The following is a 23,094-nucleotide window of genomic DNA, read 5'->3' as shown; positions in this document are numbered from 1 at the left end:
ATCTTTTTTCTTTCTATATAAACAAAAAACAATACTTATTTCAAAGTATTGTTTTTCGTTTAAAAGCATATGCAATTACTCTCTAGATTTTTATTTTTTTAATTTCACTCTTTGTAATCGTAATGCATTTAATACAACGGATACAGAACTAAATGCCATAGCCGCTCCTGCAACCCAAGGTGCTAAGAAACCGAACGCCGCAATCGGGATTCCTAATCCGTTATAAGCTAGTGCCCAGAATAAATTTTGCTTAATATTTCTTATCGTCATCTTACTCATAAAGATTGCATCAGCAATACTATTTAAATCCCCACGGATTAACGTAATATCTGCCGCTTCCATCGCTACATCCGTTCCTGTTCCAATTGCCATACCGATATCCGCCGTAGCAAGAGCAGGAGCATCATTTATTCCATCTCCAACCATTGCTACTTTCTTACCTTGTGCTTGGAGTTTTTTCACTTCTTCTGCTTTTCCTTCTGGTAATACTTCTGCAATTACGTGATCAATACCAACCTGCTTAGCGATTGCCTGAGCAGTTTGTGTGTTATCTCCTGTAATCATAACAACGTCTAGACCCATTTTCTTAAGTCTTGCGATAGCTGCTTTTGAAGTATCTTTTACAGTATCTGCAACGGCCACTATACCAGCATATTCTTTATTGATCGCAATAAGCATTGCTGTTTTTCCTTCTCGTTCTAGCTCTTCCATCGATTTAGAAACTTCTTCAATATCAATATCGAATTTCTTCATTAATCGACGTGTACCAATTAATAATTGTTTCCCTTCTACAACTGATTCGATACCGAATCCTGGAATCGCTTCAAACGTTTCTGAACTTGGGATATCAATTTTCTTTTCTTTAATTCCTTCTACAATCGCTTCTGCAAGTGGATGTTCAGAATTTTTTTCTGCCGCAGCGACTAAACGTAGTATTTCTTCTTCATGGAATCCATCTGCTACAATTACATCTGTTAAAACAGGCTTTCCGTTTGTCACAGTACCTGTTTTATCTAGAATAACTGTATCTAATAGGTGCGTTGCTTCTAAATGCTCTCCACCTTTAAATAAAATACCATACTCAGCTGATCTTCCTGATCCAGCCATAATAGATGTAGGTGTCGCAAGACCTAATGCACATGGACAAGCGATAACAAGTACGGCTATCATTTTCTCAAGTGCTCCGCCAAAATCACCAGGTGTAACAAATAGCATCCACACTGCAAATGTGATAATAGCAATCACAACTACAACGGGTACGAAAATACCTGAAATTTGATCAGCTACTTTTTGAATAGGAGCTTTTGACCCTTGCGCCTCTTCTACTACTTTAATAATTTGAGCTAATGCAGTATCTCTTCCTACCTTAGTTGCTTTCACTTTTAAAAATCCATTTTTATTCATTGTAGAACCGATTACTACATCCCCAATTGTTTTATCAACTGGAATACTCTCACCTGTTAACATCGATTCATCTATTGCTGATTTTCCTTCTACAATTTCTCCATCTACCGGGATTTTTTCACCAGGTTTTACATAAACGATATCACCAGCTACTACTTCTTCGATTAAAATTTTCATTTCTGTTCCGTCTCGTAGAACAGTAGCGGTTTTCGCCTGTAAACCCATTAATTTTTTAATTGCTTCTGACGAGCGTCCCTTTGCCTTTGCTTCAAATAATTTACCTAAAATAATTAATGTAATAAGTACTGCACTCGTTTCAAAATACAAGTCTGTCATATGTTCCGAAGAACCAATCGACCTAATACTTAAATACACACTGTAAAAATACGCTGCCGACGTTCCAAGTGCCACGAGAACATCCATATTGGCACTTTTATTTCGTAACGCTTTATAAGCTCCAACATAAAACTGCCCACCAATGATAAACTGAACTGGAGTTGCAAGAGCTAGCTGCACCCAAGGGTTCATAAGCATATCAGGTAAATAAATAAACGATGTAAATGAGAAATGACTTACCATTGCCCACAGTAACGGGAATGATAAAATAAATGAAATGATAAATTTCTTCTTTTGTCGCTCAATTTCTTGTAAGCGATGATCAGTTGATCCATCTTGCTCATCTGATTTCACTTCCAGTTTATATCCTAATTTCGTAATTGCACTCTTCATTTCATTTACATTAATTTCATCAGGGTTAAAATCTACTGTAGCTGATTCCAAAGCGAAATTTACTGTCGCTCCGTTCACACCTTCTAACTTATTTAAACGCTTTTCTACTCTATTCGCACATGCTGCGCATGTCATCCCTGAAACAGTAAACTCAACTTTATCACTTACAATTCCATATCCTAACGATTCAACTTTTTCCTTAAACTGTTGCGGATTTGTTTTTTGGGGATCATACATTATTTTTGTTTTTTCAAGTGCAAAATTTACATTTGCATCATGAACACCTTCTACTTTTTTCAGACCTTTTTCAATTCTATTCGCACATGCCGCACATGTCATTCCTGATATTTGAAGATTAGCCTCTTTCTGTTCATTCATGTCTCTCACCTCTATATACCCTCATAAGGTATAATTATTAACAAAATAAATCGTACTTCCTATAAAGTACGATTTATTTCCATATCTAAAAATAATTATTGAACATCGTATCCTTGATCTTCAATTACAGCAACGATATCTTTTAGTGTTACAGCAGACGAGTCGATAGTAACTTCAACAGTTCCTTCTGCTAATTGAACTTTCACTTGTTCAACACCGTTTAGTTCTTTCACACTGCTTTCAATAGAATTTACACAATGTCCACAAGACATACCTTCAACTTTTAATGTTAACTGTTCCATTTAAAATCCTCCTCTTGTTTCTTCATTGTTTTTTAATCACAATTACATTTTACCATACCCCCCTAAGGTAATCAATGGTTTTGTATCATGATTTTTCAATTATTTTCTAAAAGTTTATTTTACATACACTTTTTCACATCAATACCCCAAAATCTTATATGAAGGTAAACAAAAAACAAGCCAGTTACATACTAGCTTGTTTTTACGCTTTTGAAAAACGTTCAAATACAGTCATTAATTCTTCAATTGCTTCGTCACCATTGCCATCTTTAATAGCACCTGAAACACAATGACTTGTATGGTTTTTTAATACACCCATTCCTACTTTTTTCATCGCTGCATTAATCGCTGAAATTTGCACTAAAATATCCACGCAATAACGATCATTTTCAATCATATTTTGAATACCGCGGACCTGTCCTTCAATTCTCTTTAATCTATTTATAATCTGCTCTTTTTCTTTTTCTGATCTATGTGTTACCGCTTCATGCTCTTTATGATCCATAATTATCACCTTCTTAAAGTTTCTCTTCATCCAATAAAACAATTGCTTTTACGAGTATACCAATTATAGCATTAATTATCTACGTATGATACCCCATATGAGTATATTTCCGCTCTATGCTTATTCTTAACAACTTATTAGCTTCTCAGACTCAATTATTATGATACCCTTGCTTTTTTTCAAAAAACAATAATAAGCAGGGATTATCCATCCCCGCTTATTATTCATCCACAAATATAAAAGTCTCAATTTTCACACGTGTAAATTGAGACTTTTTTCTTCCTATATATAATTATTGCTGATCACATACTTTTGTATCATTCACTACTGAAGTTCCTTCAACGGTTACCGTATGAAAACAATCATTTACACGAACTGTCACGACATTATCTTGCCGATCAATAACGTGATATTCATTAAAATTTTTATTCAGAGCACTGCGAATTTGTTCTCCTTCATAAATTGGAATGCCATGTGATAAAACCCAAATAAGCCCAGCGATAGCAAGAATAGTTTTCATACGATCTACCTCCTTGAGAATATAGTGAACTTTTAATCCATGCTGTTTCAGCTCTTCTAATCATGAATGGAATGAATCAAGCCTTTTTGGAAATAAGTTCATTTCGTCTATTTTATGTTTATGCTAATTGTGACCGAATTGTGACAACTTTTTGTCTCTTTAGACGAAAAGTTGAAACAAAACGTTCAAAAAGGACAATTCTACTTGCACAAACAAAAGGCTATGGAAAATTTCCCATAGCCTTTTGTTTGCATTTTATTAGATATTCATTTCAATTTATACGTAACTAATAAACCTTAACCCTTTACTTAAAGAAGTCGGCACAACAGATGCGTGATTCTCCCCTTCAGCTTCATAAAACGTAAATCGAAACTGATCGTGTTCTACTCGGCGAAGGCGCTCTGATAATTCATTTGCCCCTATAACCATATGCTCCCGTTCTAGTGACCCAACTGTAAGGAACACTCCCGTTTGAAACTTGGCACTGTTTAATTCATTTATAAGATTCGCTTCTTTTTCAAGCACAGATTGGTTATTCCACCAGATTGATGGACTACTAATAAAATAATTTTGAAAGGCATTTACGTTTGTAAATAATATATGTAAAGCAAATAAGCCACCTAACGAATGCCCAAATAATGTTTGCTTTCCTTTATCAATCTTATAATTATTTTCAATTTGAGGTTTCAGTTCTTCTTCCATAAAAGTAAAGAAGTTATGTGCTCCTCCTGTTTTAGGCCACGGTTTGCCATCTGGTTTTAAAGGCGCATCTTTTGAAATTACACTTGGCGTAAAATCATAACATCTTTCTTCTCCTGAAAATGCCTCTTCAATTGGATAACCAATACCTACTATAATGGCTGGTGAAACACCTGTTTTTTCCGCTCTAACTGATTGTATTTTAACCGCTTCATGGAATGTTTGAAAAAAGGCATTGCCATCTAATACGTATATAACAGGATATCCTGACTCTGGTGCTGGCCGCCTAGGCTTTGAAATATGAATTTGATATTCCTTACAGTCTAATTTTGAATACAGTTTCCACTGTTCTGTATTAGATGTAATAATCTGCTGTTTTTCAATAGTAGTATTCATCTTATATTCCCCCCTTCTTAACTCGTTACATATATCTCTACTTTCTCTTCTTGAAGTGCAACGCTATCGTATCCAAAACAAACAGGAGACCCATTATACGGATCAATCATGACACGTGCATCAATATGAAATACTTCTTTTAACACTTCATTTGTAATGATTTCTTCTGGGCTACCAGTTGTAACGATTTCCCCTTCCTTCATCGCAATAATTTCATCTGAAAACCTTGCTGCATGGTTAATATCATGTAGTACCATAACAACCGTACAATTATGTTCTTTATTTAACTTCTCCACAATTTGTAATACATCTAATTGATGAGACATATCGAGATATGTAGTTGGTTCATCTAGTAGTAACACTTCTGTCTCTTGTGCTAAAGCCATCGCTAACCATACCTTTTGTCTTTGACCGCCTGATAAATTTGCAATTTGTCTCGTTCGAAATTCAGAAGTTTTCGTTATATCTAATGCCCAATCAATCATCTCTTTATCTTTTGAAGTTAACTTATTTACATTATTTCGATGTGGATAGCGTCCATAGGAAATTAATTCTTCCACTTTAAGTTCTCCTGGTGCAATTGGAGTTTGCGGGAGTAAAGCTAACTGCTTCGCAATTTCTTTTGTTGGAATCGTATTTAAATCCTGTCCTTGCAAATATACTTTACCGCTCTTTTGCTTTAAAATTCTTCCCATTGTTTTTAACAGTGTTGATTTCCCGCACCCGTTTGGCCCTATAATTGTCGTTACTTTTCCTTCTTGTATTTCCACATTTAAATCGCGAAACACTGTAAGCTTTTCATAACTCGTTTCTAAATTTTTTGCACTTAAAATACTCACTTTTATTCCTCCTCTTACGCTTTCGCCTTATAAAGTAAATATAAGAAATACGGTACACCGACAATAGAAATAACGATCCCAACAGGTAACTCTACAGGGGTGAAAACTGTTTTTGCAATAAAGTCTGAAGCTATTACAAGGAACATTCCGATTACTCCGCACGTAGGAATGATATGCTTATGCTGAATACCGACAAGCCTTTTTGCTATATGCGGTGCCATTAATCCAATGAAACCAATACTTCCTGAAACTGCAACACATGCACTTACAAGTCCGATACTACTTAATAGTAAAATAGATTTCTCTCTTTCTACTGAAACACCTAAACTTGTAATACTCGTTTCTTCCAATTGAAATAAATCTAATAAATAAGCTTTCTTTTGTATAAGCGGAATTAATATGATAAGCCACGGCAACATAGCAATAATATACTTCCAGTTTGCACTATATATACTTCCTGACACCCAAACTGCAGCCATCTCGAAATCAGTTGACTTCATTTTGAGTGATAAGTACATAGAAAATGCTCCAAATCCTGACCCAATCGCAATCCCTGTTAATAAAAGACGTTGGGAGTCTAGCTTACCGTTTTTCCATGAAAACAGATAAATGATGATAGCTGCACCTAATCCGCCGACTAAACCAAACATTGGCATCATCATAATAGACATCCAGTCTGTGCTCTTTAATTGCCCTTGAAAGAAAAACATAAAAATAACGATTGCTGTGCCGGCCCCAGCATTCACTCCTAAAATACCTGGGTCTGCCAATCCATTTCTCGTAATCCCTTGAATAACAGCACCTGCAACGCCTAAGCCTAATCCTACTAGCCCAGCAATTACGATACGAGGAAGACGAAACTCAAAAATAACTAAATCATGGTCTGGTACTGGATCTATTCTAAAGAGTGTTTTAAATACATCTGTAATCGTAATATCAAACGTACCATTCGTTAAACTAATATAAATAGCACATAGTATTAAAAATACACTAATCCCCATCGTCATTCCGAAACGTTGACTTGAACTTTTAAGCATGTCTCTCTCCTCCTCTTGTACGAATTAAATAAAGGAAGAAAGGAATTCCAATTAAGGAGGTAACGACCCCAATAGGTGTTTCAAATGGATAGTTTACAAATCTACTTAAAACATCACATAACGCTAAGAAAACTCCACCAATAACGCCTGCACATGGCAAAATCCACTTATAATCTACCCCAATTATAAAGCGAGTAATGTGCGGAATAATTAAACCTACAAAACCAACTTTTCCTACTAAAGCAACTGCTGTTCCTGTTAAAAAGATAACTGATAAAATTGCCATGGCTTTAACTAGTTTTGTACGCTGCCCTAGATTAATAGAAACTTCTTCTCCTAAAGAAAGAATGGTAATAGATTTTGATATTAACAACGCTAAAATTATTCCAATTATCCCAAACGGTATCGTGATTTTAATGATATTAGGATCCACTTGGTCTAACTTTGCATTAAACCAAAAACTAACATTTTGAGAGATTTGGAAATATGATGCCATCGCGGCCGATACACTACTTAAAAATGTTCCAATAACTGTTCCGATAATCGCTAACCTAACTGGTGATAAGCCATTTTGAAGGAGCGAGCCAAAACCAAACACGATACCGGCTCCTAGTGCAGAACCAATCATTGAACATAAAACCATACCAATTGATGACATTCCCGGAAGAAAAATCATACAAAGTGTAATAACAAAGGCTGCCCCATCCGTCACACCCATAATAGAAGGGGATGCAAGATAGTTTCTTGTCATCCCCTGCATAAGTGCTCCTGATATGGCTAGAAATGCTCCAACTAAAAGAGCTGCAACTACCCTTGGTAAACGTGAAGTAATAATAATATTATGATTTACATCGCTTGAATCAAAATGAAATAATGCGTTCCACACTATTTCAGCATCAATACTCTTCGCCCCATACAAAATAGAAAATATAACTGTAAATAAGATGAGTATGGGTGCTATACATAATATAGTCACTGGTACTGCATTTGTTTTCTGCATATCATTCAACGCACCTTACTTATTGTATTATTTAGATAAATTTTTCACTGCTTCTTTTAAGAATGCTGTTTTACTCCAAGCAGTACCACCTTGTGCCATTGGGTCTACAACGTTTACAAATACTTTCTTTTCCTTCGCAGCATTCATACTTTGCCAAATTGGATTACTTTCAATTTCTTCTAGCACTTTCGGATTTTTATTTTCAGTTGTCTCATATTGTAAGAAAATATAATCCGGATTAAGTTCAGCAAGTTTTTCAAATGAAATTTTCTCTTGTGCTTTTACAGTTTTCAATTGTTCTGGAGCAGTTAATCCAAGATCTTTATAAATGACAGGGTTGAAGTATACTCCTTCTGGATATAGGAATAATTCGTTTGCTCTTAGTCTAATGACAAGTACTTTTTTGTCTTTTAACTTATCTCCTAGTTTTGCTTTTGCCTTTTCAGCGTCTGAATTGTAATCTTTAATAATTTTTTCTGCTTTATCTTTTTTACCAGTTAATTCTCCCATTAACTTTAAGTTATCTTCCCAATTTGTTGAAACGTGTGATACCGGGAATGTAGGAGCTACTTTCGTAAACTTTTCAGCTGTTTCTGCTGGGAATTTCGTACTTGATGTAATAACGTCTGGCTTTAATTGTAGTAATGTTTCAAAATTTGGTTGCATTTTCTCACCAACAGATTTCGCACCCTCTAAATCTTTCTCAAGATACTTCGGTAATTTACCACCAACAGTAATGGCACCTACTGGCTTAATACCAAGTACCGCTGCATCTTCCATTGACTCTAAACTAGCTGTCGCAATTTTATCTACTTTTGCTGGTACTGTATATTCTTTACCTAAATATGTAATTTTTCTTTTTTCGTCTTTTTTCGTTTCCGTAGCTTTTGTCTGTTGCTTTTGTTCTCCTGAAGTTTTATCCGTACTATTGCATGCTGCTAGTCCTACACTTAAAACTGTAACCATCCCTAAAGTAAATAACTTCTTGTTCATCTTTATATAACTCCTCTCGAATTCTCAAACTATATTCTCAATAAAATTTAACTATATGAAACTTGTCTCACATATATATTTCATTAGATTAATAATTCTATCCAGAACTCATTCTCGTTCACTTCCCCTAAACTATAATTCTTTTACACCTCATCTATTGATAACACTTTTCATTGATAATGATTATCGTTACTAAGTATATATTTAATATGCAATTATTTCAAGAAAGATTTGAAAAATTTTAACAAACTGAATAAAAAAGAAGTATCCGCCTAATCTTAGGAAGATACTTCTTTTTTTAGAAATTTATATGTAATTCAACTGGGCAATGGTCTGATCCCATCACTTCACTATTAATTTTCGCCTCTGTTATTTTGTCTTTCATTCTTTCCGAAACAACAAAATAATCTAAACGCCATCCAATATTTTTTGCTCTCGCTCCCATACGATACGACCACCACGAATATGCACCTTCCTGTTCAGGATACAGATAACGATACGTATCAATAAATCCTTCTTCTAAAATACATGTGAATTTCTCTCGTTCCTCATCAGAGAATCCAGGGTTTTTACGATTACTTTTTGGATTTTTTAAATCGATTTCTTTATGAGCAACGTTTAAATCACCGCAAAAAACAACGGGCTTTTTTTCATCTAATTGCTTAATATAAGCCCTGAAATCATCTTCCCATTTCATTCTGTAATCTAATCGTTCTAATCCTCGTTTTGAGTTTGGTGTATATAACGTTATCATGTAAAAATCTTCGAATTCTAAAGTAATAACTCGTCCTTCTTGATCATGCTCTTCAATTCCTAAACCGTATGTTACAGATAGCGGTTCTTTTTTCGAAAAAATAGCCGTTCCTGAATAACCTTTTTTCACAGCATAATTCCAGTATGTATAATATCCCTCTGGATTCAAATCAATTTGCCCATCTTGTAATTTAATCTCTTGTAAACAAAATATATCAGCATTTGATTCCTCAAGATATTCTAAAAATCCACCTTTTGCGATAACTGCTCGCAAACCATTTACATTCCACGAAATTAACTTCACCTATAGCCCTCCTCTTGATGTTCACTTTCAAATTTCATGCTATCACAAAATAGAAAAACAATCATATTTTCACCTTTGTAATCTTGCTCTTACATTTGTGAATACATACATACGCACTTTATTCAGGTTATACTAATTTCAGAGGTGATGTTCTTTGCACAATGAAGGGATTACGTTAACAAATGAGCATTGGCAAGCAATTATTCATAATGATTCTTCCTATGATAGTAAATTCTTTTATGCTGTGAAATCAACCGGAATCTTTTGCCGACCGTCATGCAAATCAAGAATACCGAATAGAAACAATGTACGAATTTTTCATCATGCAGAGCAAGCATTAAGCGAAAAATTCCGCCCTTGCAAACGTTGTAAACCAAATGGGCTCACTTTACCTAATGAAGAGTGGGTAGAACAAATTAAAGATTATATCAAAAAGCACTTTGACGAATTATTAACTCTCAACATACTTGCTGAAATATGTCATGGTAGCCCATTTCATTTGCAACGCACTTTCAAAAAAGTAACAGGAATAAGTCCAATAGAATATATACAGCAGTTTAGGATTGTTAAAGCGGCAGAACGCCTTTTACACACAAATCAATCCATTAAAGAAATTAGTACTGCTGTCGGGATAGAAAACCCAGAGTATTTCGCAACTTTATTTAAAAAGAAAACCGGATTCACTCCTACTGAATATCGAAAAAAGAACGAAATGAAAGAAGGATAAAATAATGAATTCCTCCAAAAATAAATTTATATATTGGACGCTACTTACACATGAAAATTGGCAGTTTCATATTGCTGCAACTGAAAATGGACTATGCTTCATTGGATCACAAGATGAAAAATTTGAAGAACTAAATATATGGGCTAGAAAGAAATTGCCACAACATATATTGGCATGTAATCCAGATTACCTACAATCATATACGAAAGAAGTTATCGAGTATTTAGAAAGTAAACGAGAAACTTTTACATTCCCTATCGATGCTTACGGAACTGATTTTCAATTATCTGTTTGGAATACGGTACGTGAAATTCCTTATGGGGAGACATATTCTTATTCAGAAATTGCCGAAAGAATGCAAAAACCTACTGCTGTGCGTGCCGTTGCTACTGCTATTGCTGCCAACCCTCTTCTCATTACAATTCCTTGCCATCGTGTTATTGGAAAGAATGGTAAACTAACCGGTTTTAGAGGTGGATTAGAAATGAAGAAAGTGTTGCTTACATTAGAAAAGTCTCCGGTAGAATGCATATGACAGCAAAATATACTAGCACATTAACTTTAGCAGTTCCAACAGAATTTAGTTTCCAAGAAAATTTACGCTATCTATCACGTTCTAACAATGAATGTATGTTCCACATTGAAGATAACAAAATTTATAAAGTTATCCCTGTTCAGGATGTACATCCTTTAGTTGAAATTAGTATGAACTCGGATGATAATATTCAAATACGTTTTTTAGAAGAATCATATACGTCTGAAGAATCGATATGCGAAGCTGTAGCTCACTATGTAAAAGAGTGGTTTGATTTAACTACTGATTTAGCTCCCTTTTATACATTAGCTAAACATGATGTACTCCTTCAAGGACCAATTGAACAATATTATGGGCTTCGTACTTTAGGTATTCCAGACTTATTTGAAGCACTTTCCTGGGGAATTATCGGTCAGCAAATTAATCTCACATATGCTTATACACTAAAAAGAAGATTAGTCGAACACTTTGGAAATTATGTAGAATGGAACGATAGTAAACATTGGATATTCCCTTCTCCTGAAACGATTGCCAATTTACATGTAGAGGATCTCAAAAACTTAAAAATGACGACTAGAAAATGCGAATATGTAATAGGTATTGCAAAGCTTATTACAGAAGGAAAATTATCAAAAGAATCTTTACTGCAAATACAAGATGTGCAACAAGCTGAAAAACAATTAACTGCTATACATGGTATAGGACCGTGGACTGCCAACTATGTTTTAATGCGCTGCTTACGATTTCCTTCCGCTTTTCCCATTGACGATGTTGGCTTGCACAATGCAATTAAATATATAACAGGTTCTGAAAGTAAACCGACTAAACAGGAAATAAAAGATTTTGCGGCAAATTGGACCAACTGGGAGTCTTACGCAACTTTTTATTTGTGGCGAGTATTATACTAAAAAACCAAGTAGCGCATCCGCACTACTTGGTTTTTTTTAAGCTTGTTCTTCGAAGCGTCTTGCGATTTCCACAATAACTTGAACAGCTTTTTCCATCGTATCCACCGAAACATATTCAAATTTACCGTGATAGTTTTCACCACCTGTGAAAATATTCGGCGTTGGTAATCCCATATACGATAATTGTGATCCATCTGTTCCACCACGAATCGGGTGAATGTTTGGTTCGATATTTAAACTTTTCATCGCTTCATATGCAATATCAACAATTTCTCTCACTGGTTCGATTTTTTCAAGCATGTTATAGTATTGATCATTCATTTCTAAAACGACTGCATTTTGTCCATACTTCTCTTGCATTTGCTTCACAATATTTTCAACGTTATGTTTACGCGCCTCAAAATTTTCACGATCAAAATCTCGAATAATATAATACGCTTTACTTTGCTCAACATCACCATTTAATGAAAGTAAATGATAGAATCCTTCATAGCCTTCTGTATATTCTGGTGCCTCTTCTACTGGTAAGTGCCCATTAAACTCCATAGCAAGTTTAGTTGCATTACGCATTTTATTTTTCGCTGTTCCGGGATGTGTATTCGTTCCGTTAAACGTTAACTTAGCACCTGCAGCATTAAAGCTTTCATACTCTAAACCACCTAATGGACCTCCATCCATCGTATAAGCACATGATGCACCAAATGCTTCTACATCAAAATGCGCTGGCCCACGACCAATTTCTTCATCCGGCGTAAATGCTACTCTTATTTTCCCATGTTTAATTTGCGGATTATGTATTAAATAGTTCATTGCAACCATAATTTCAGTTAGACCAGCTTTATCATCTGCTCCTAGAAGTGTCGTACCATCCGTTGTAATAATCGTATGTCCTTTATATGATGGTAATTCTGGAAACTGTTCTGGCGTTAACACAACATTTAGCTCTTCATTTAACGTAATTGCATTGCCATCAAAATTTTCATGAATTTGTGGTTTTACGTTTTTCCCTGTAAAGTCTGTTGCCGTATCTAAATGTGCTAAAAAGCCGATTACTGGAACATCCTTATCCGTATTAGCAGGAAGCGTTGCCATTACATACCCATTATCATCCATTGTTACTTCTGTTAAGCCAATCTCTTTTAACTCTTCCACTAATAACTTACCAAACTCAATTTGTCCAGATGTTGTTGGTACTGTATGACTTTCTTCATTCGATTGTGTATCAATCTTTACATATCTCGTAAATCTTTCAATAAGTTCTTGTTTCAAACTCATTCACTCCCTTTTATGTTTCTCTCTCTATTATAATCCTTAAAACGCAATATTTTAACTTTTTTGACTGCGAATATATATTTCATTTGTATTTTAGCAATTTTAAATAACAACTAAAAAGTCTTAATATTTGTACATTAAAAATCTTACATGTAATATACATAATTATAAAATATAGGAGGTATTAAAGATGAGGCTAACTCTCTTTCGCTATTTTCTTTTTTTCTTAGGGTTAATTTTTTTTGGCCTTGGAAATGCTCTTGCAGTCAAAGTGAAATTTCTCGGTTTACATCCTTGGGAAGTTTTAAATATGGCTCTCTACCAAAGATTTGGATGGACCATTGGTACGTGGAGTGTCATATGTGGATTATGTCTCGTTCTCATTTCTTTATTAGTAGATCGAAAATATATAAATGTGGGCACATTTTTAAATGCACTACTTATCGGTCCCATTATGGACTTTTTCTTACAATCAAACATTCTTCCAAACGCTAGTGATTATTTATGGATAAACTTACTCATTTTATTTGCTGGGATTGCAATTACAGGTATTGGGGGAGGGATGTATGTTGCGGCTGGGATTGGTGCTGGCCCTCGAGATGGATTCATGCTTACTATTTCCGACAAAACAGGGCTATCTATTAGCCGTGCTAGAATCATAGTAGAATGTGTTGTACTAGTTATTGGATTTATGCTAGGAGGTCCTGTTTTCATCGTAACTTTTCTTTACACCTTTATTCAAAGTCCAATCTTTCAGCAATCATTTAAGATGTTTCAAACCCTCTTACATACTTTACATAACAAAGAGAAAGTTAATGAACATATTTAAACTACAACTTAATACAAAGTATTCACCCTATTTACGATTCTCACCGCAAATAGGGTGTTTCTGTTTTCATCTCACAATTTCAGAATATATACTACTCATTTACAATAAAAGTATATACATCGTCATAAATACAGCCATTTACTTTAATTACATACTTCCCTGGTTTACTAAAACGAATTGTGTAATTATTTAACTGAATTGCTTCTTTATCTCCAGAAAGAATATCAATACTTCTACCACTCAATACATAAAATTCACTTTGATTCATCGTTACATCAATCGCATTGAAATTTCCTTCTTTCACCTGCTTTGTTTCCGCAGCGCTTACACTTGGTTCTAAAAACAGTAGTCCACTTAATCCAACCGTACCTGCTAAAGCTACTCCCGCAAACTTTTTAATCTTTTTCATCACATTGTCCTCCTTATAAATTTTGTATAAAGGTGATTTTCCCCTTTACACCACAAAGCCTATATGTAATGAAATGAAAAGTAAACGGGGACCGTAAGACAAAATTCTACATCTTTTTTTCCAATTGAATAGAAATCCAACGTTTGGAGTTTTGTCACATTTTAAATGTGTTTCCTTAACCCAACTTCCATTTATATTATTCAGAAATTGAATAATTACTTATTGATTTAAGATTCTAAAAATAGTTGATAAAAATGCTTTCTATAAAAAAAGTATATTTTATAAGTACGAATTAAAACACACTCCATATATTCAGTTTCATTCTCCTATCCATAATTTTTTTACATTCAATAATTGTTCATCATTAAATTCCAGCTTATATATGTCAGGCTTTGATGTATGTATTAGAAATTCAAACCCGTATTGCTTATCAAAATAATTCATCATGAGTGTCATTACAAACCCATGTGTGCCAATTACAATTTTTTGTCCTTGAAAATCCATTAATATTTCCTTTAACACTTTCACTACCCGTCTCTGACAATCCTTATATGACTCTCCTTCTGTTAGTGCAAAATCCGGATCAGAGAACATCTTCTTTACAAGCGGATATACCTCTTTATGTGATATAACTTGATCCCCACTGGAAAACATACACTCTTTAAGGTTTTCATATATTAATATTTCTTTTTCATAGAAATTGGCTGTTTTTTCTATCGTTAACACAGCCCTCTTATATGGACTTGAAATGAAAGTATCGATTCCCTCTGTTTTTAATATGTCTGTTATTCTATGAGCGTCTAAACTTCCCTTTTCAGTTAAACCACGTGTTCTTTCACTCCCTTCTAATTTTGATGATTCACCGTGCCTAACCATATAAATATATGTATTCATACTTCCTCCTTGAAAATATTCATTCGTTTTTTATAAATTTTGTTGTTTTGTTCGTGTAATCCATTCTCCTACTAAACTCTCGAATAGTTCAGGCTGTTCAATTTGCAAATTATGTCCCGCCATATCAAGCACCGCTAATGTTGCTCTTGGATAATCTTCAATAATTTCTATAATATCTCGATAACCTACCGATATATCTTGTCTTCCTGCTAATAAAAGAACGGGTTTCTCATATTTCTTTCGGTGAAACTCCATAGTAAGAGAATAATTTTTTTGCAATCTTTCAATAAATTCGTAATTAGCAACATCTAACCCCGGCTTAATTTCTTCTTTAAATCGCTTATATGTATATTCATTTGCTACCACTGCTAACTCGCTAAATTCTTTTCTTTCGGTAGAAGTTAACGTATTTAAAAACTCCTTATCTTGTACAATTATCTGTTTATCCGGTAAACGTCTTTCTTTTTGCAGTGCAACAACCACAGGACATATTAATAATAATCCATTGACTCTCTCAAACATTTTTGAAAGTATCCCTCTAGCTAAATATCCGCCGAAAGACTCTCCTACTAGTAAAAAATCTTTCTTTGGAATGATTTCTTCAATAAATATAGTTAACACTTCTAATATATGATCTGAACTATTTATCCAATCTGGAGCGTTCGACTTTCCCATTCCAGGTAAATCAATATATATTCGTTGATAACCTTCATATTTTTGAAATACTGATTCCATACATTTCATCATTAACCTATGATCCGGCGCACAGCCATGTATAATAATGACTGGCTTACCCTCTCCAACAATTTCATAGTATATTTCCGCATCTTTCATTCGCCATAACATAAAAAGTCCTCCCTATTTAGTGAAAATACTATCCACTCTGTAAGAATACACGTTCTTATTTTATATCCTTTTGTAACATTTTTACAAATGTTAATTTTCAGATTAAAAGTGAAAATCTTACTTAAAATAGCCTATAACAATCAAAAGATCAGCTAGAAAGAGGATTCTCATCATTTTATATGCAATTTTGCATCTCCGCTTGCAAATCACTAAAAAACCTTTACAATTCAAAGGATGACTAAATATACAATTTCTATTTAAAATCTTGATGCAATACATACTATCAAACGCAATGTTTTTTTAATTTTAAGAAGTATTAAACTCTTCAATACTTTCCTTATAAACAAGATTTTTACAAGGAAATCTGATACAATTTTTAAGTAATATTATTATGTATAGATATTACGAATATAGTGCATAATTAAAGAAGGTGATTTTATTGAAATTAAATAAAAATTTACAACTATGTATATTAATCGGAACATTAATATGCTATTCAATCTATTTTATATTTTTTTATCTGTTCCCTACTCATTTTTCAAATTCGGATGTACGCTTCGCTTCACTTATTGTTGAAGCCATTACATTTGTATCACTAATTTATTCTATATATTCTAAAAAAGTCAGTTCAAATCCGTTTTGGATATGTATCACGATAGCAATTGGGAGTTTTTTATTAGGTAAAATAGTATATACATATCAAGATAGCTTCTTCGAAATTCCAATACATCGTTTTACTATTTCTGATGTATTTTACATGTTTTTTCTACTCTTTTGTCTTATCGCTTTCAGTTATAAAATTTTAAAAGAATGCGATAAATGGGGAAAAACGTTCTTTATTTGTGATATATGTATAGTACTTACTTCCATATTCACATTAGAGTGGTATTTATTTAATCAACCAAATTTAAATATATTCTCCCTTTCACTAGGCGATGTTTTCCTTTCATTTCTATATCCAATTGCAGATTTATTGTTTCTTCTACTAGGCGTTAGTCTCTTTTTCCGTCCGACAATTTTTAATTCTAAACGGAAGATTTATATCTTTATTTTTGTATTGATAAGTTCTGCAACTTTTAACTATATTTATTTTTACTTAAATAACCATTTAGCAACTGAAACGATAACATTATTACGTCTTTTATATAGAATACCTATATTATTTATTGCAATAGCTGGATCTATTTCAGCAGATCGTAATAGCCATAAAAATTATTTCATTGTTAACCCTATAATAGGAAAAAAGGCTTTAGTTGTATTTCCCTATCTTGCTGTTGCAATACTAATCGGATTTACATTAAAAGAACAAACATCATCCTCAACTCTCATTACAGGAAATTGTATTACTTTTATTTTCGTACTCATTCGTCATTCTATTGTACGTATGCAAAACAATTCCCTAACAAAACGTTTACAGGCATTCAATGCACAACTAGAAGAAAAGGTGACTTTACGGACTTCTGATTTAGTTCATAAATCAGAGGCTCTATCTCAAAAACAACAAAAGTTTAAATCGTTATATGAATATCACCCTGATCCTATTTTTACAATTGATTTACATGGCGTATTCTTAAATGTAAATCAAGCCGGAAGTATACTACTTGGAGCACCAACAGATGAGTTACTCGGTGAAACTTGTTTTTCGATTATTTTAGATGAAGACAAACATAAACTAACATCTGCATTAGAAAAGGTGAAACAACAAGAATCGGCATACTTACAACTAAGTTCTAAATATAAAGATGGTTTTACTTATTTTTTATACGTTACCATCGTCCCTATTATAATAGACGGACAAATTTCAGGAAGTTATATTATGGTAAAAGATATTACCGCACTAAAAAAGCAACAAGAAGAAATAAAGTATTTAGCATTCCATGATACGGTAACGAAAATTGGGAACCGTGCCTTTTTCCATAAGAAATTAAAAAGAGTTATAAAAAATGCTAAAACAACAGACAGTGAGTTCGCATTATTATACTTAGATTTAGATCGCTTTAAAGCAATTAACGATACACTTGGACATTCGGCAGGAGATCACATATTAGAAGAAGTAGCGAAGCGATTCCAATCATGTCTTCCATCACATACTCATCTGTCAAGAATCGGTGGCGATGAATTTACAATCTTAATTGAAAACTATACTGACGAAGATTCCTTATTCGATTTATGCAACCAGTTATTTGAATGCATGGAAAAACCGTTTGTCATACATGAGCATACATTAACTTTATCACTTAGTATCGGCATCGCTATTTATCCACATTCCGGAATCGATACCGCTACACTTTTGAAAAACGCTAATGTTGCAATGTATGATGCAAAGGCAAAAGAGCTTAACTCTGTCTCTATTTATGACGATGTAATCGCTAAAAAAATTGAAAGACGATTACGATTAGAAAAAGATTTACCAAACGCAATACAAAATGAAGAATTGTTCCTTTTGTATCAACCTCAAGTTGATAGTGAATCTAATAAAATTATCGGTGCAGAAGCTCTAATCAGGTGGAATCATCCTGAATTAGGCGTTATTTCTCCATATGAATTTATTCCGATTGCTGAAGAAACACTACAAATTATTCCAATAGGAAAATGGACATTGCAGCAGGCTTGTGCGCAAATGAAACGTTGGCACACACTCGGATATTCTCATTTAAAAATTGGTGTAAACTTATCTGCTAAAGAATTTGAACAAGAAGATTTTGTAAAGTCTATTTCTTCTACATTAGCAACTACAGGCTTACCGGCAAGTTCTCTCGACCTTGAATTAACAGAGCGCATTGCAATGATGGATGAGCGAGAAACATTGATAAAGCTCCGCACACTAAAGGGTTTAGGAGTTCACATTTCAATCGACGACTTTGGTACAGGTTATTCTTCACTAGCGTATTTACCTTTATATCCAATAGATACGTTAAAAATCCCAAGAGAATTTATTACAATGTCTGAAACGTGTGAAGATGGAATGGAAATTATTAAAACGATTATCACATTAGCACATACATTAGAAATGTCTGTCATTGCAGAAGGTGTAGAAACGAAAGAACATGTGAATTTCCTTCAAAAAAATAAATGTCAGTTTATTCAAGGTTACTATTATAGTAAACCTATCCATACTCATGCATTTACTGAGCTATTAGAAATCGGTATTCACCTATAGTATATTGCTAATATGGATAAGTAATAATGAATTTGAACAACTATAGTAAAAAGGAAAGAAGATATCTTCTTTCTTTTTGTTTTTTTATTTAAATTTCTATTCCTTCACCACTTCATTTATTATATCTATTAATTGATGAATCCCCTCATCATTTGTTTTCTTATATCCATTCATGTTTTGAATATATCTCTCCTTATTTGTATACAACTTATTTACTGCATGTATGAATACATTCGTACTTATTCTGTCCTGGATTATAACTTCCGCATATCCTTGCCGAGAAAAATATTCAGCATTTAAAACTTGATCTCCCCTACTAGAACTGTTAGTTAACGGGATAAGCAACATCGGTTTCTTCAAAAATAGCAATTCAGAAATAGCAGTAGAACCTGCTCTAGAAACTACAACACTCGCCATATTTAGTATATGCGGCAACTCATCCCCTATATACTCAAATTGCATATAACCTTCCATACCAATAGATGAATCCACCTTCCCTTTACCGCACATATGAACAATATTAAAATTTAATAGTAATTTTTCCAAACTTCCCCTTACCATATCATTTATCCATTGAGCACCTTGACTCCCACCCATAATTAACAATACTGGTTTATCTTGCTGAAATTTACAATAGCTTCTTCCCCGCAATACATTGCCCCTCTCAATTTCTTCCCTTACAATTGGTCCTACATAAACCTTCTTCTCATTACTTACATTTTCTCCTGTCTGAGGAAATGTTGTGCATAGTTTTGTAGTAAAAGGTAATGCTATTTTATTTGCTAATCCTAACGTACTATCTGGTTCACGTATTATTACAGGTACTTTATTCATCCACGCTCCTATTACTACAGGAACGGACACAAATCCTCCTGCCGAAAAAACAACATCTGGTTTTATTCGTTTCATCAATTTATAACTTTGTATGCAACCTTTTATTATTTTAAAAGGATCTTTAAAGTTCTCCCAATCCCAATATCTCCTAAGCTTCCCCGTTGAAATACTATTGTATTTCACATTTTGAACTAATAGTTTTTCAATTCCATTTTGAGATCCAATATACTCAATTCCCCATCCTTTTTCCATAAATTTAGGAATCAATACCATATTAATCATTACGTGTCCGGCTGTACCGCCCCCAGTAAAGAGAATCTTTTTATTCATAATTTATATCCACCTTTATCATTAAAAATCTTGTTTTATACTAATCTATTAAATGTAAGTAAACTTACTATTATTTATATAAACATTTAGCTCAAACCCTATATCTTGCAAAAAATCTTTAATAAGATCATAAAAATCATTTCCATACTCACTACATTCATACTGAGCAAAGACTTGAATTACAAGCCTAGTTCCTGTACCTATTACTGGATTTTTCCTATCACCCTTTTTACCTTCCACATAGGCTTGACATTTATTTATCGCCTCATAGATACACAAAACATGCTCTTCCTCATCTTTCCAGTCCAGCGTATCAACAATTAAAAGAAATAGCGTATTTTGATTATCCATTGTTTTATAGCCATTCATATATTTCTTACACCCTTTTCATTTTTCATTGAATGCAGATTTCACTACACTTCGCATACTCGAGTACATCTTTTAATGATTGATGGAATTGAATTTCTGGGACCCAACCTAACCTTTTTATATCCTCTATTACTAAACTCTCATTTGATTCGCTTCCACTATGCTCTGCTTCTTTTATGGAAAAACTCAGCTGTGTTAATTCTTTGTATTGTTCTATTACATCTAATAAAGACCGTTTTATCCCTGATCCAATATTATATTGTTTTCCATTTATTCCATCGCGCAATAACACATGATACGCTTTAACCGCATCACGTACATCTAGAAAATCCCTACTATCTTTCAAACTGTTTACTTCAATAATTGCTTCACTTTTATTCGACTCTATAGTTATCATTTTTTTTGCAAGAATAGAACAAATACCATTCGATACTCCTGGACCAATTAAATTCGAGGGCTTTGCAATGATAATATTTGAATTCATTAATTCACTCCACGCCTCTGCAATAATGACTTGCATCGTTTTACTTAAACTATATGGATTTGAAATTTTTATATTGCTCATACTATCTGCTTGCAAAGCAGATCCTATAACCAATGTTCTACAGTGAGGTACTTCTTGCTTAATTGCTTCTAATAAATATAACGTCCCTATTACATTAACCTCTACATATTCAAGAGCAGCTGTCCAAGACTCTATGACCGAATTCTTTCCTGCTAAATGCAATACATAATCTGGCTTTATTTGTTTCATTACCTTCATTACTTCGCTCTTATTAGTTAAATTACAAGTAATACCATTCCCAATTATTTCTCTATGTGCACGATTTTGAAACATAGGAATTACATGAAAGCCCTGCTCTAAAAAATATTGGCAAGCATGGCGTCCTGTGAAACCATTTGCACCAGTTATTAAAAGACTCGCATTTTTTTTCATCGTAAAAACCCTCCTTTTAATAACATTTGTTTCACCTCGTGTTTTGTAAGTAAGTCTTGTTGAGAACTAAAACTCTTCACATCCACAAGCGGATAGCTAGCATAATATTCTTGCAGTCCTTCTATAGGAATAGTCGGTAGTACCACAAAATAATTTTGATCAAAACTTATACTTGTTTTACTCTCTACCTCAGATAAAAGCATTTCACTTAATTTTTCACCCGGTCTTATCCCTACTTCTTTTACCTTCACGTTTTCCTTTTTCGAATCTTCAATTAACACTTCTGCTAAATCTGTTATTTTACATGCCGGCATTTTCATAACAAAGATTTCCCCACCTCTACCTTGATATACGGCTTTAAATAACAATCCAACAGCATCTTCAATCGTTAAGAAAAATCTAGTCATACTTGCATCGGTAATCCCTACTTGTAAAGATTTTTTAATTTGTTTTTTAAAGAGTGGTACCACACTTCCACTCGTCCCCAAAACATTTCCACCACGAACACAAATGAATTTTGTTTTCTTCGTTTGCATATTCGCATGCACCATTAACTTCTCACCAATTGCTTTTGTCATCCCATACGTATTTGATGGATCGGCTGCTTTATCCGTTGAAACATATATAACTTTCTCAACTTGCATCTGTATAGATGCTTCAATTACATTTTGTGTACCATGTATATTTGTTTTTATAGCTTCATAAGGATAATACTCACATACTGGAACATGTTTTAAAGCTGCAAGATGGAATACATAATGGACACCTTGGCATGCATAGACTAGTTGTTCTTTATCACGAATATCTCCAATAATAAATTTTAATCTATCATCATTTATAAACTGTTGCTGCATTTCAAACTGAACCGTTTCATTTCTTGAAAAAACTCTAATTTCTTTCGGTGATTTTTCTAATAATTGTTTTATAAGTTCCTGTCCCCACGAACCTGTACCACCAGTAATTAAAATTATTTTATTTAGCATTTCTTTTCCTCCTACCACACATTTCAATTAGAATTGTATTTATAAAATTTATTGAATTATTTTCAATTGATTTAAATCATAATTGTCGTTTGTTACATTTAATTGACAAAATAAAAAAACAGAAACTATTAAAAATAGTTTCTGTTTTTTTATTTCACCTCACAACAGTAAGATTTTTTATACTTTTTGCATGATAACTAAA

At 33.5% G+C, this 23,094-nt stretch carries 23 protein-coding genes; 5 read left to right on the top strand and 18 right to left on the bottom strand.

Features of this window, described 5'->3' with window-relative positions; translation table 11 throughout:
* Positions 1-90: 90 nt before the first annotated feature.
* From ACSG5Z_RS13990 to ACSG5Z_RS13945, 10 genes are all read right to left on the bottom strand, one after another.
* A complete protein-coding gene (locus ACSG5Z_RS13990) occupies positions 91-2,511 on the bottom strand; it encodes a heavy metal translocating P-type ATPase (protein ID WP_435711591.1) in 2,421 nt (806 codons plus the stop codon).
* A 95-nt stretch (positions 2,512-2,606) separates the two neighbouring features.
* Complete coding sequence (gene copZ, locus ACSG5Z_RS13985) at positions 2,607-2,813, bottom strand: copper chaperone CopZ (protein WP_002014669.1); 207 nt, start codon at positions 2,811-2,813, stop codon at positions 2,607-2,609.
* 202 nt (positions 2,814-3,015) lie between these two features.
* Positions 3,016-3,318 (bottom strand): metal-sensing transcriptional repressor, encoded by a 303-nt coding sequence (locus tag ACSG5Z_RS13980; protein WP_000349636.1) that lies wholly within the window; start codon positions 3,316-3,318, stop codon positions 3,016-3,018.
* Positions 3,319-3,610: 292 nt separating this feature from the next.
* Positions 3,611-3,838 carry a hypothetical protein gene (locus tag ACSG5Z_RS13975; RefSeq protein WP_000849106.1) on the bottom strand — a complete coding sequence of 76 codons (228 nt, stop codon included), beginning with the start codon at positions 3,836-3,838 and terminating at the stop codon, positions 3,611-3,613.
* Between the two features lie 276 nt (positions 3,839-4,114).
* Positions 4,115-4,933 carry an alpha/beta hydrolase gene (locus tag ACSG5Z_RS13970; protein WP_087984996.1) on the bottom strand — a complete coding sequence of 273 codons (819 nt, stop codon included), beginning with the start codon at positions 4,931-4,933 and terminating at the stop codon, positions 4,115-4,117.
* 17 nt (positions 4,934-4,950) lie between these two features.
* Positions 4,951-5,772: an ABC transporter ATP-binding protein gene (locus ACSG5Z_RS13965; protein ID WP_046956533.1), complete on the bottom strand. Its 822-nt coding sequence runs from the start codon at positions 5,770-5,772 to the stop codon at positions 4,951-4,953.
* 14 nt (positions 5,773-5,786) lie between these two features.
* Positions 5,787-6,809, bottom strand: a complete 1,023-nt coding sequence (locus ACSG5Z_RS13960; RefSeq protein ID WP_087984997.1) for a FecCD family ABC transporter permease — start codon at positions 6,807-6,809, stop codon at positions 5,787-5,789.
* Positions 6,802-7,809: a FecCD family ABC transporter permease gene (locus ACSG5Z_RS13955; RefSeq protein ID WP_088122939.1), complete on the bottom strand. Its 1,008-nt coding sequence runs from the start codon at positions 7,807-7,809 to the stop codon at positions 6,802-6,804. The genes ACSG5Z_RS13960 and ACSG5Z_RS13955 overlap by 8 nt, the downstream gene beginning before the upstream one ends.
* A 27-nt stretch (positions 7,810-7,836) precedes the next feature.
* Complete coding sequence (locus ACSG5Z_RS13950) at positions 7,837-8,802, bottom strand: iron-hydroxamate ABC transporter substrate-binding protein (RefSeq protein WP_060487502.1); 966 nt, start codon at positions 8,800-8,802, stop codon at positions 7,837-7,839.
* Positions 8,803-9,100: 298 nt separating this feature from the next.
* Complete coding sequence (locus ACSG5Z_RS13945; protein ID WP_087984999.1) at positions 9,101-9,859, bottom strand: exodeoxyribonuclease III; 759 nt, start codon at positions 9,857-9,859, stop codon at positions 9,101-9,103.
* Between the two features lie 154 nt (positions 9,860-10,013).
* On the opposite strand from ACSG5Z_RS13945, the gene ACSG5Z_RS13940 reads away from it, so the two are divergent.
* The 3 genes from ACSG5Z_RS13940 to ACSG5Z_RS13930 are packed head-to-tail and all read left to right on the top strand — an operon-like array spanning position 10,014 to position 12,029.
* Positions 10,014-10,586 (top strand): bifunctional transcriptional activator/DNA repair enzyme AdaA, encoded by a 573-nt coding sequence (locus tag ACSG5Z_RS13940; protein WP_087985000.1) that lies wholly within the window; start codon positions 10,014-10,016, stop codon positions 10,584-10,586.
* A 4-nt stretch (positions 10,587-10,590) separates the two neighbouring features.
* Positions 10,591-11,121: a methylated-DNA--[protein]-cysteine S-methyltransferase gene (locus ACSG5Z_RS13935; RefSeq protein ID WP_088064252.1), complete on the top strand. Its 531-nt coding sequence runs from the start codon at positions 10,591-10,593 to the stop codon at positions 11,119-11,121.
* Positions 11,118-12,029, top strand: a complete 912-nt coding sequence (locus ACSG5Z_RS13930) for a DNA-3-methyladenine glycosylase family protein (RefSeq protein ID WP_087985002.1) — start codon at positions 11,118-11,120, stop codon at positions 12,027-12,029. The genes ACSG5Z_RS13935 and ACSG5Z_RS13930 overlap by 4 nt, the downstream gene beginning before the upstream one ends.
* Before the next feature lie 36 nt (positions 12,030-12,065).
* On the opposite strand, the gene pepT is transcribed toward ACSG5Z_RS13930, so the two are convergent.
* Positions 12,066-13,298 carry a peptidase T gene (pepT, locus tag ACSG5Z_RS13925; protein ID WP_087985003.1) on the bottom strand — a complete coding sequence of 411 codons (1,233 nt, stop codon included), beginning with the start codon at positions 13,296-13,298 and terminating at the stop codon, positions 12,066-12,068.
* 193 nt (positions 13,299-13,491) lie between these two features.
* Between pepT and ACSG5Z_RS13920 the strand changes: the two genes are divergently transcribed.
* Entirely contained in the window at positions 13,492-14,130 is a 639-nt protein-coding gene (locus ACSG5Z_RS13920; RefSeq protein ID WP_097889693.1) for a YczE/YyaS/YitT family protein, read from the top strand.
* Between the two features lie 91 nt (positions 14,131-14,221).
* Here ACSG5Z_RS13920 and ACSG5Z_RS13915 read toward each other — a convergent pair whose 3' ends face one another.
* The 3 genes from ACSG5Z_RS13915 to ACSG5Z_RS13905 form a co-directional block, all read right to left on the bottom strand.
* Positions 14,222-14,539 (bottom strand): hypothetical protein, encoded by a 318-nt coding sequence (locus ACSG5Z_RS13915; protein WP_060487508.1) that lies wholly within the window; start codon positions 14,537-14,539, stop codon positions 14,222-14,224.
* A gap of 318 nt (positions 14,540-14,857) precedes the next feature.
* Entirely contained in the window at positions 14,858-15,433 is a 576-nt protein-coding gene (locus ACSG5Z_RS13910) for a histidine phosphatase family protein (protein ID WP_435711583.1), read from the bottom strand.
* Positions 15,434-15,463: 30 nt separating this feature from the next.
* The gene (locus tag ACSG5Z_RS13905) at positions 15,464-16,279 is read right to left on the bottom strand and encodes an alpha/beta fold hydrolase (RefSeq protein WP_306007440.1); all 816 of its coding nucleotides are present in this window, start codon (positions 16,277-16,279) and stop codon (positions 15,464-15,466) included.
* Between the two features lie 439 nt (positions 16,280-16,718).
* Between ACSG5Z_RS13905 and ACSG5Z_RS13900 the strand changes: the two genes are divergently transcribed.
* Positions 16,719-19,439, top strand: a complete 2,721-nt coding sequence (locus tag ACSG5Z_RS13900) for a putative bifunctional diguanylate cyclase/phosphodiesterase (protein ID WP_435711581.1) — start codon at positions 16,719-16,721, stop codon at positions 19,437-19,439.
* A gap of 96 nt (positions 19,440-19,535) precedes the next feature.
* On the opposite strand, the gene murG is transcribed toward ACSG5Z_RS13900, so the two are convergent.
* From murG to ACSG5Z_RS13880, 4 genes are read right to left on the bottom strand one after another with little or no spacing between them, the layout of a single operon-like run.
* Entirely contained in the window at positions 19,536-20,603 is a 1,068-nt protein-coding gene (murG, locus tag ACSG5Z_RS13895) for an undecaprenyldiphospho-muramoylpentapeptide beta-N-acetylglucosaminyltransferase (RefSeq protein ID WP_087985008.1), read from the bottom strand.
* Between the two features lie 48 nt (positions 20,604-20,651).
* Positions 20,652-20,972, bottom strand: a complete 321-nt coding sequence (locus ACSG5Z_RS13890) for a DUF6572 domain-containing protein (RefSeq protein ID WP_435711579.1) — start codon at positions 20,970-20,972, stop codon at positions 20,652-20,654.
* Between the two features lie 25 nt (positions 20,973-20,997).
* Positions 20,998-21,909 carry an SDR family oxidoreductase gene (locus ACSG5Z_RS13885; protein ID WP_060487513.1) on the bottom strand — a complete coding sequence of 304 codons (912 nt, stop codon included), beginning with the start codon at positions 21,907-21,909 and terminating at the stop codon, positions 20,998-21,000.
* Entirely contained in the window at positions 21,906-22,892 is a 987-nt protein-coding gene (locus ACSG5Z_RS13880) for a UDP-N-acetylglucosamine 4,6-dehydratase family protein (RefSeq protein WP_060487514.1), read from the bottom strand. Before ACSG5Z_RS13880 ends, ACSG5Z_RS13885 begins: the two co-directional genes overlap by 4 nt.
* Between the last annotated feature and the right edge of the window lie 202 nt (positions 22,893-23,094).

The sequence above is a fragment of the Bacillus pretiosus genome (assembly GCF_051294775.1).
GTDB classification, from domain to species: domain Bacteria; phylum Bacillota; class Bacilli; order Bacillales; family Bacillaceae_G; genus Bacillus_A; species Bacillus_A wiedmannii.
Note: the sequence above shows the minus strand (reverse complement) of the source record. Positions and strands in the feature narration are given on the sequence as shown.